Origin of the sequence: Microcoleus sp. (assembly GCF_049646505.1) — a bacterium.
Classification (GTDB): Bacteria; Cyanobacteriota; Cyanobacteriia; order Cyanobacteriales; family Microcoleaceae; genus Microcoleus.
Map to the genome: position 1 here is coordinate 1 of NZ_JBARVX010000315.1, position 8,951 is coordinate 8,951.

Annotated in this window: 10 protein-coding genes; 8 read left to right on the forward strand and 2 right to left on the reverse strand. The window is 46.3% G+C overall.

The genetic code is table 11. The annotated features are described in order from the left end of the window. Nucleotides 1-239 (forward strand): hypothetical protein (locus tag WBA89_RS16310; protein WP_424408182.1); only part of this gene is annotated, 239 nt, incomplete at its 5' end. A gap of 331 nt (nucleotides 240-570) precedes the next feature. Here the strand turns inward: WBA89_RS16310 and WBA89_RS16315 are convergent. Then, the gene (locus tag WBA89_RS16315) at nucleotides 571-900 is read right to left on the reverse strand and encodes a hypothetical protein (protein ID WP_424408184.1); all 330 of its coding nucleotides are present in this window, start codon (nucleotides 898-900) and stop codon (nucleotides 571-573) included. Here WBA89_RS16315 and WBA89_RS16320 point away from each other — a divergent pair. Then, nucleotides 891-1,214, forward strand: coding sequence for a hypothetical protein (locus WBA89_RS16320; protein ID WP_424408186.1), 324 nt, complete (start codon nucleotides 891-893; stop codon nucleotides 1,212-1,214). The genes WBA89_RS16315 and WBA89_RS16320 overlap by 10 nt on opposite strands. Before the next feature lie 1,115 nt (nucleotides 1,215-2,329). Further along, nucleotides 2,330-2,656 (forward strand): hypothetical protein, encoded by a 327-nt coding sequence (locus WBA89_RS16325; protein ID WP_424408188.1) that lies wholly within the window; start codon nucleotides 2,330-2,332, stop codon nucleotides 2,654-2,656. Nucleotides 2,657-2,824: 168 nt separating this feature from the next. Here the strand turns inward: WBA89_RS16325 and WBA89_RS16330 are convergent, their stop codons facing one another. Then, nucleotides 2,825-3,067 (reverse strand): hypothetical protein, encoded by a 243-nt coding sequence (locus tag WBA89_RS16330; protein WP_424408190.1) that lies wholly within the window; start codon nucleotides 3,065-3,067, stop codon nucleotides 2,825-2,827. Between the two features lie 124 nt (nucleotides 3,068-3,191). On the opposite strand from WBA89_RS16330, the gene WBA89_RS16335 reads away from it, so the two are divergent. The 5 genes from WBA89_RS16335 to WBA89_RS16355 form a co-directional block, all read left to right on the forward strand. Next, nucleotides 3,192-3,320 (forward strand): hypothetical protein, encoded by a 129-nt coding sequence (locus WBA89_RS16335; RefSeq protein WP_424408192.1) that lies wholly within the window; start codon nucleotides 3,192-3,194, stop codon nucleotides 3,318-3,320. Between the two features lie 806 nt (nucleotides 3,321-4,126). Then, nucleotides 4,127-4,981, forward strand: coding sequence for a calcium-binding protein (locus WBA89_RS16340; RefSeq protein ID WP_424408194.1), 855 nt, complete (start codon nucleotides 4,127-4,129; stop codon nucleotides 4,979-4,981). Nucleotides 4,982-5,361: 380 nt separating this feature from the next. After that, a complete protein-coding gene (locus tag WBA89_RS16345; RefSeq protein WP_424408196.1) occupies nucleotides 5,362-6,552 on the forward strand; it encodes a tetratricopeptide repeat protein in 1,191 nt (396 codons plus the stop codon). After that, the gene (locus tag WBA89_RS16350; protein ID WP_424408198.1) at nucleotides 6,503-8,200 is read left to right on the forward strand and encodes a glycosyltransferase 61 family protein; all 1,698 of its coding nucleotides are present in this window, start codon (nucleotides 6,503-6,505) and stop codon (nucleotides 8,198-8,200) included. The genes WBA89_RS16345 and WBA89_RS16350 overlap by 50 nt, the downstream gene beginning before the upstream one ends. A 24-nt stretch (nucleotides 8,201-8,224) precedes the next feature. Continuing rightward, the coding region (locus WBA89_RS16355) for a tetratricopeptide repeat protein (RefSeq protein WP_424408200.1) at nucleotides 8,225-8,951 on the forward strand (727 nt) is incomplete at its 3' end.

An 8,951-nucleotide genomic window follows, 5' to 3' on the forward strand; every position in this document is an offset into this window, starting at 1 on the left:
GTATAGGGGACTACCAATTACCAGTTACCAGTTACCCCAATTACCAATTACCAATTACCAATTACCAATTACATTTTTTCGGCTCGTATCTCATGGTGTTCAGAATTGCTATAAATAAATCGATCGACTTAATTAAAGGTAAAAGTTTTATGGTGTTCAGAAACCAGGTTTTGGCTGCATTTACCGGGTGTCGCGGTGTGTTTTTTTTGTGGATGTACTTAATGAATGCTAACTCTTGACTCCTGACAAGCGAATTTGTTGATGGTACCCGCCACGCGATCGATCGGTGGAATCAATCCAAAATCTCAAATCTCAAATCCTCAAGCCCCCGAATTTATCCGTGGGGTAAATCCAAAATCTAAAATCTAAAATCTAAAATCTAAAATCGAATGACTGCTTCACATCAAAAATCCCGGCTTGTTCCAGAAACCGGGTTCGATCGTTTCGATCGCAGTACAATTTTTTTTTGAGAGGGTTAATGGAGCGACCTACTCGCGGAAATTTTATTGCTAGCAAAGCTTTACAGCAGAGAAAGCAGAACTGCTCATCTCAACTTGCTGTCTGAGGGGACTAATCGGAAATCCTCACCCATCCGCGGCGGATGGCGTAAAGCAGGCGGTTGACTGCATCTCGGTCATCTTGGGCCAGAGCGCTTTGGCAGAGGGATCGCAGCCCGTGGCTTTGAGTGCGAGTCAGATTGCCTGAATGGGTGACTTGATAGAACAGTTCAGCGATCGCGCGATCGGATTTTAAAGTCAGAGCTTGCATGAAATTTCGTTGAACTCGACTAATATAATATGGAGCATTTGAGAGCAGGGTAGGGTGATTGCCGTCGGCTAAGCTGTGTGATCCTTTGGCACTCGACTGGCGATCGAAGTTTGCTAGTATAGGTGAGTTCAATCACAAATTATCAGAGACTCGATCGCATTTGCCGTCGCGGCGACGGTAGCATCAAAGTTGAAGCAAACCTCGAAAAGTTCTCAACGCCCGACTTTTCGCTCCGGGCGCGACTGTGGTATCGGTGTGTTTGCTGGATACCGCAGATTCTGGATTCGGAGAGTTGTAAAGGTTTGGGCGATCGACACTTGCAGCGGAGGGGGAAAGTTGCGATCGGCGAGCCCACCCTGAGATACAATAATCAATATTTCGACCCCATCTATAGACTGAGAGGTAAAACAGTCAGTAACTCAGGGCTAAAGCCACTGAGGTTGTAATAGAAATCGAGCAAGCTATACTGACCAGCCTAAGTCTTAACTGACTACGTTATTTAGGTCACGACACCAGGCGAATGCGACGCTAGTTCCCCGCTCTGTCATTTGCAGTTAAACAGTCTTAAAGTCACTGAGGCAGTGCTGCAAGTCTAACAAGCCTTTATAACCTTGACCGACAAGCGAACATTACCCCAGAAATGGGGGCTTGAGGCAACCATACCTCATCGGAGGGGCAACCATACCCCTCCACCCCGCGAGGGGATTCAAGGCGATTGAAATCGCCGAGCCGTTTTCCTCTCAGGACTGAAGTCTCTGAGTTTCCCACTTACCGAGCTTTTCTTATGATAATTATTAGCTACTTTTCAATTGCCTTAATCGTTTTTATTTTTTGGTTCAAAAGTTTTTTGAACGATCGTGCGACATCAAAAACTGACTTAATCTCTTGGATAGCCTTAATCGTCGGCCCTCTGATCTGGCCCGTTGTTCTGCCCCTATCCCTTTTGCAAATTACCAGCAAAAAGTCGGCTGTACAAGCAGCTAAATCCGAGCAATAGTTCAAATAAATTGTATAAATAACTGACTCAAACGCTGTCGGTTATCTATTAAAGAAGCAGTCTCGCCAAAGCCGGAGGATGCAGAGAATCTCCATAAATACAGCACATTCCAGGTTGATGAATTACACGCTCCTAACTGGGTTTCTTTACAGTTCGAGACTTCTCAACTGATTCTGTTGAAGAAACTCGGTTTTTTGCGTACAGCACCTACACCGAATATGCTGTCATATCCAATGTAACGCAGTCTTTTGCTTGCTGAGTATAACTTTAGACACATTTATTTGAGCGATCGATGACTAAATTAATAATTTTCTGACTTTGGGCCGCTGCACGCGCTGCATCGAAATTAGGAAAACGCGCGAGTAGAAAAACGGCTACAGTCTTTGTCGTGCAAGCTTTGGCGGTTCTATATTTTCAAATTGTAGCCGTTTTTAACAGGCAATTGTAGAGTTCGATGTCGCCATAATTGCCGAACTATGACCGCAGTTAGATAGACAATTAAAGACAGAGACTGCAATATTAAATAGCGGCGAAAACTGGTGGGAATCTCAAGCAGAACTTGTTTTGTGCGATCGGACATCAGGATTTGATAACGCCAGCGATCGGATTTGCGATCGAGAGCTGTATTTGCGGGAACTTCTCAAAAAAAGTGCCGTCACTGTACCCAACTTTGCTATTTATCAAAAAAAAGTAGGAGTGAAAATGAACGAAATGTCTGAAAAGCCAATTTATCGAATTCTTAATGTAGTGTCGGTGCTAGCCCTGGGCTACTATGCAGCTACTTCTATCGGTTATATTTTCGAGAGCGAGGCTCACATCTACAGCTACGACAGCCAAAGCTATTCCCACGAATCAACGCAGCAATTAGAAGCAAACCGATCGGGTAAATAGTACAGCTTGTCTATGAATGCCGAACCAAATTTCACAGAAATTGCTAATTGCTAACGCTCCCCTCGAAGTTAACAGTTAGCCATAAAAAGTTTTGTTGAGAGCTTAATTTTGTTAAGTTAAATTGTTGATTTTAGCGATTTCAAAACTTGCGGTGGCTGGGGCGCTGTTTCACTCGTTCAAGAATTGCATTTTTTGAGCGATCGTCTGCTTTGCATCTAATTTTACAGTAAATTTTTCTACAATTATTGTGGGATGGGCAGAAGAGCCCGTCTCTGTATTCAATTTAGAGTAGCAGCTTATCAAATCCGGTAGCATCGGAACGATCGAACTGCGAAAACGCTTATAGCGGTTCTCAAGCTTGGTGAGGTATGCCCAGCGACACCTCAGATGAGAACTCCAAATGCTAGACATAGATTTGTTGAATTTTAGCCTCAACCCAACGGTATTGGCTTACAGGGCGTTAGGAAGGACGTAAATATTCTGATTTCTCTGATTTGTGTTCCCGATCGTTCTCAGCGCCTTCGCGGTTCATCGGTTGAGCGCCAGGAACCGGTGGAAAAAGCGAGACCGGGCGATGAGCCTCAAGAATGCCTCCTGGAATGTTTTGGGGCTGGGTTTGATGGAATCGGGCCCTCGGTGGGCGGGAGTTTTAAATGCCCGCTAAAAATTTTTGATTTTTTGGGAACTATTGGCGGAACTAAAAAGTCTGGTCAACCAGAGTATACTGAAACATCGCAAGAAAGTTCCGGCCCGTGCTGGAGATCGAAAGTCTCGATCGGCAGTTGCCAAGGACTGCGGTGCAACTTCTCAATCTTGAGAGTATACTCCGATTTAAAAAGGTCTGCGTGTATTTGCAGGCTACTCTTTTAAAAATGACTGGCCGCACCCAAGCTAGGTATGGTAAACTCACAAACGTTTAAGTGGAATATTTTCGTGTTGTAGGAGGGAGTTGTGGAGTGGAGAGTCCGAAGCAGGAAAAGCCCGATATTTGCTGCTGGACGAATCAAGGATTCAACTCGCGTTCCCGGGTTCCTGGCCGATCGAAAAAATGAGATACAAGCTTCGCCCTAAAAGGACGGCTTTATGTCAGAATATTCGGATACTCAAAGGATCTCTAGCCTCAAGAGACGTTGAAACATCACTCTCGATGAGAGCTCTCCTTAGCGACAGCCAAAAGGGCAATGGTTGAATCCAACCCGGAAGCTTGAGTGCAAAGTCGCCTAGCGGGCATTGGGAGACTTTAAACGGACAAACCCGGGAAATTAAAACTATTTCGATAGCACATCCCGACGAACTGTCAAGAATTACCGAACTTTTAGGGCGGTGAGTATGTCAAAAATTAAATTACATGACAGCTTATAGCAGCCGGGTCAATTAGGGTCTCAACCGATGTCCGGTTTGATTTATTGAATCCCTTTGGAGGGAAAAGTGTATTGTAGAAAAGTGATTCATCTTTTAGGAGGAGTGTAAATGACACAGGTAACTAATCCAACAACGCCAGTATCTTCTATTCCCGGAGCAGGCGGCGGTTCTAACATCATCGGCGCTCAAACCCAGAACAGGTTGAACGGCACCGAACAAGCCGATATCATCCTGACTTTTGGCAGCAATGATGTTATTGCCGGTCTCGGTGGCGACGACCTGATTATTTCCGGTGGCGGCAGTGACAGTATCGGCGGCGGCAGCGGCAACGACGCAATCTTTGCAGGCAGCGGTGACGATGCAGTCGCTGGCGGTGACGGCAACGACAGGATCTTTGGCGGTAAAGGAAATGATGTCGTTGACGGCGGTCCTGGCGATGACTTGATTTCTGGCGACAACGGCAACGACACCGTACTCGGCGGAAGCGGCAACGATACTGTCTTTGGCGGTCGAGGTAACGATATCGTTAGCGGCGGCGACGGCAACGACAGCCTCTACGGCGGTAAGGACAACGATACAGTCGATGGCGGTGCTGGCAATGACTTTATCTCTGGCGACAGAGGCAGCGATGTCTTGACTGGCGGCTCTGGCAGCGACACGTTCTTCTTCAGCGGTTTTGGCGGCGACTTCGGCGTAGACACGATCACTGACTTTACTCCGGGCGAAGATAAGATCCGATTGAAGTCCGGCGGCGTGTTGGGTTCTTTGGGCACAGACTTGGATTCCAGCGAGTTTGTCGTGGTTTCTAACTTCAATGCAGCCACCAGCCCTGGAACTGCTAACAAGTTGGTTTACGACCCGCAAAACGGTGTGCTGTACTTCAACGGTATCGGCGGAGTGCTAACTATTGCTCAGTTGCAACCTGGTCTGACAATCAGCTCCAACAACTTAGAGATATTCTAAAACAACTGGCAGTTTTGGGGCAGCACTGGATAACATCTGGGGCTGTTCTTACAACTGCCGATCGTGTTTTAAAGGATTTCAACCTCACTCTGCTATCAGCGGGGTGAGGTTTCAATTCTGGAATTGAAGTAGGGACTGTTAAAAAAAATCGATCGCCAGTTATTGATGAAATTAATCGATCGCCCGATCGCCTAATACCAAATTCATAAAATAGCGCTACTACATATCTACCCCCCCCCAGCCCCCCCTTATTAAGGGGGGGAGTCAAACTTTGGGTATTAGCATAACTTTATGAAATTGGTATAAAATATACACAAACTTTCAAATCATAATTTATAAGTTTTCCTGAAGCGGGGAAAAACCGCAACTGCCCAGAAGCAATGAGCACTGAAGCATACATCCGTCAAGCCCAAGTTTATTTGAAGCAGGGGAAGTTAACTGAGGCGATCGATATTTGCCATCAGGCGATCGCACTACAGCCATTTTCGCCGCTAGCTTACACCACTTTAGGCGAAATTCTCGAAGCGAGCGGAGACCCGACGGCGGCAAGAGATGCTTTTGTGCAAGCTTTGGAAATTTCGCCCCAGTTTGTTCTGGCTCATGCTTATTTGGGTCAACTTTACAACGAGTATTGCTGGTTGGATGAGGCGGCTTTTCATTACCGCAAAACTCTGGATTTGAAGCCAGATTGGGCGGAAGTTCATTATAACTTGGGAAATGTTTTTCACAAGCAGGGTAATTTGTTGGGGGCGATCGACTGTTACCGAAAGGCGATCGCCCTTAAACCGAATTATCTCGCTGCTTGCTACAATCTGGCTGTGGTTTTAGATGAAAACAATCAGCTTGCTGCGGCCATTGATACCTACCGTCAGGCAATTGCCGTGGCGCCGGATTATGTGGAAGCTTACAGCAATTTGGGCGTGCTTTTGCTGAAGGACGATCGCCCTGCTGAGGCGATCGAGATTTATCAACAAGCGATGGAGATTAAGCCGGATTGGGCGACGCTGCACAATAATTTGGCTCAAGCGCTGCAGGGCAAAAATCCCGATCGGGCGATCGCATCTTACCTCAAAGCTATTGAGTTGGAACCAGACATGGTTTTAGCCCACTACAATCTGGGGAAAGCTTGGCAATTGCAGGGGGAACATTCGGCGGCGGTTGCTTGTTTCGATCGGGTAATCGAACTAAATCCCCAACATATTTCGGGCTGTACGGATGCCGGATTTTCTTTGATGGTTTTGGGTAAAATTGCCGAAGCCATGCCTTATTTTCGGCAGGCGATAGCTCTGAAGCCCGATTTTGTTGAGGCTTACCGCCGTTTGGGAGAAATCCGGCAAACTGCTGCTGCAGAGGATGATGAGTTGTCAAGGGCGATCGCTGCGTGCGATCGATTTCTCGCAGCATTGATGGGAAGTTCGGCAACGGATTTTGTAGCGGATGTAACGGATGTAACGGATGTAACGGATGTAAGTCCGTCGGAAGAAGTCCGTCGGAAGAAGTCCGAGGGAAGATTAATTACCAATGCCCAATGCCCAATGCCCAATGCCCGATTCCCAATTACCAATTGCTGAAATTTGCGATAATTTAGCAGCAATTTACCTGCATTTGGGAAATGCTTTAACAGAGTACGGCGGCACTGAATCTGCCGTTACTTATTATCAAAAAGCTTTGCAAATTAATCCGAAAAATCCAGAACTTTACTGGCGGCTGGGCAATTGCTTGGTACTGCAAAAGCGCCTGACTGCGGCCATTGCAGTTTACCGCATGGCTTTGACGGTTCAACCAGCTCTACCGCAGGTTTATTTAGAGTTGGCAAAAGTGCTGGAAAAACAGGGGCGATGGCAACGGGCGATCGACTATTATCAAAAAGTTTTAGAATTGCAAAGCTGCGGGTATACTCAACTATCGCAAACAGGGAACTCTCTGGCAATAGCAACAAGTGCGATCGCACTTCCTCAAGGTATTTATCTATCAACTTGGGATTGGTTGGTTAATGCCCAATTGGATGCTGGGAATTATCTAGAAATAGTTTGGCAATCCGAGACAGCAAAGGCCGAAGTTTTGGCGAATTCCCAATTGCCAATTGCTCATTCCCAATTGGCAAATTCCGATTGTGGCGGTTTGACTTGCGGGCTGTGTCTGCAGCGAATTTCTAAGTGGTTCGATCCGGTGCATTTGGGTTGGGGAGTTTACCGTTTGTCTAACTCGAAACCGATACCTGTAGATGCGCCAAAAACTTTTGTGGCACAGATTCCCCAGGGGCGAGTTTGGATTGTGCCGCAGCAAAATTATTGGCTGATTTCTAAGGCGATTGCTGTCATTACTCCCGATAATTATTTATTGGCAGATGTGTCGAGAGATTATCCTGGTTTGTTGCCGGGATGCGACAAGCATGATGTTAGAAAACACAGCGTTTTTGACTTAGAATTTTTTCCGGATTTAAAACAAATCGATGGCAGGGTAGCGGTGCTTTCTGGCTTGTCGGGAAATGTCTATTTTCACTGGATGGTTGACGTTTTGCCGCGAATTGAATTGCTGCGGCAAAGCGGTAGGGATTTGGCAGAGATTGATTGGTTTTTGGTGAACAGTTGCCAGCACCAATTTCAGCGGGAAAGTCTGGGGATTCTGGGAATTCCTGAAGAAAAAGTCTTGGAGAGCGATCGCCTGCCTCACCTTCAAGCAACAGAGTTAATTGTACCTTCTTTTGCGGGATATTTGGGCTGGCCTTCTGGGTGGGCAATGGATTTTTTGAGGCGGGAGTTTCTCACGAAAATTATCCCAGGTTCGAGTTATCCAAAACGCATTTATATCAGCCGCCACAAAGCGAGATATCGCCGAGTTTTGAACGAGGAAAATGTGGTTGAGGTTTTGGAAGAATATGGGTTTGTTTCTATTTTCCCTGAATCGATGTCTTTGGTGGAACAAATTGCTCATTTTGAGGCTGCTGATGTGATAGTTGCCGCCCACGGTAGCGGCTTAACCAATACGATTTTTTGTCGGCAGGGAACTAAAGTAATTGAGTTGGTGTCGCCTCACTATATCAGCCATTATTACTGGGGAATCAGTCAACATCTGAAGTTAAATCATTATTACTTGGCGGGCGAGGCTTTTGAATGCTATCCTATTAGACAGTTAATGTATCAGAATTCGCTGACTGAGGATATTTTGGTGAACTTGAGTTCGCTCAAAAGAATGGTTGAAGTGGTGGGTTTGGGTTAGCTGGCGCGTGGAGTAAGTTTAATTATGCCCTCGATTGAGAAGATGGAAAAAGCAGCGGTTGATTTGAATCGGCAAGCAGAAATTCATTTAGCTGAAGGAAGATTTAATGAGGCGATTGCTGCTTGCGAGTTAGCGCTGAAAATTGAACCGAATTTGGCTGTTGCTTGTCAAACGCTGGGAAAGGTGATGCAGGTTCGAGGTGAAATTGAACAAGCTAAGCAGTGGTATGAATCGGCGCTGGATCGCAATCCTAATTTGCCGGAAGTTTACGCTAATTTAGGCATTTTGTATTCTCAGGCGAAACAGTGGCAAAAGGCGATCGCCAGTTGTGAAAAAGCGATCACCCTAGCGCCAAATTTTGCGGCTGCTTACCGACAGTTGGCGAAAGTTTGGACGCAGTTGGAGAAACGAGAAAAGGCGACAGAGTGTTGGTATCAAGCTTTTAAAATCGAGCCGAATTGGGCAACTGCTGACGAGTACGTCACCCTGGGAAATAGTTTAGTTGAATTGGGCAATTTTCCAAAAGCGATCGAATGTTATTCGCGGGCAGTTGAATTAAACCCGCAACTGGCAACAGCTTATCACAATTTGGGGGAAATGCTGGTAGGTCAGAAGCGGTGGGATGAGGCGATCGCCAATTACCGCCAAGCCATTGCCATCAATCCAGATTCGTTTGAATCTTACCACAGTTTGGGTAAAACTTGGGCCGAGCGAGGAGAATGCGATCGGGCGATCGCCTGTTACCGCAAAA

Coding starts and splice junctions, on each gene's coding strand:
- WBA89_RS16345 (WP_424408196.1), top strand. CDS start 5,362: ATGAGCACTGAAGCATACATCCGTCAAGCCCAAGTTTATTTGAAGCAG.
- WBA89_RS16340 (WP_424408194.1), top strand. CDS start 4,127: ATGACACAGGTAACTAATCCAACAACGCCAGTATCTTCTATTCCCGGA.
- WBA89_RS16350 (WP_424408198.1), top strand. CDS start 6,503: ATGCCCAATGCCCAATGCCCAATGCCCGATTCCCAATTACCAATTGCT.
- WBA89_RS16330 (WP_424408190.1), bottom strand. CDS start 3,067: ATGTCTAGCATTTGGAGTTCTCATCTGAGGTGTCGCTGGGCATACCTC.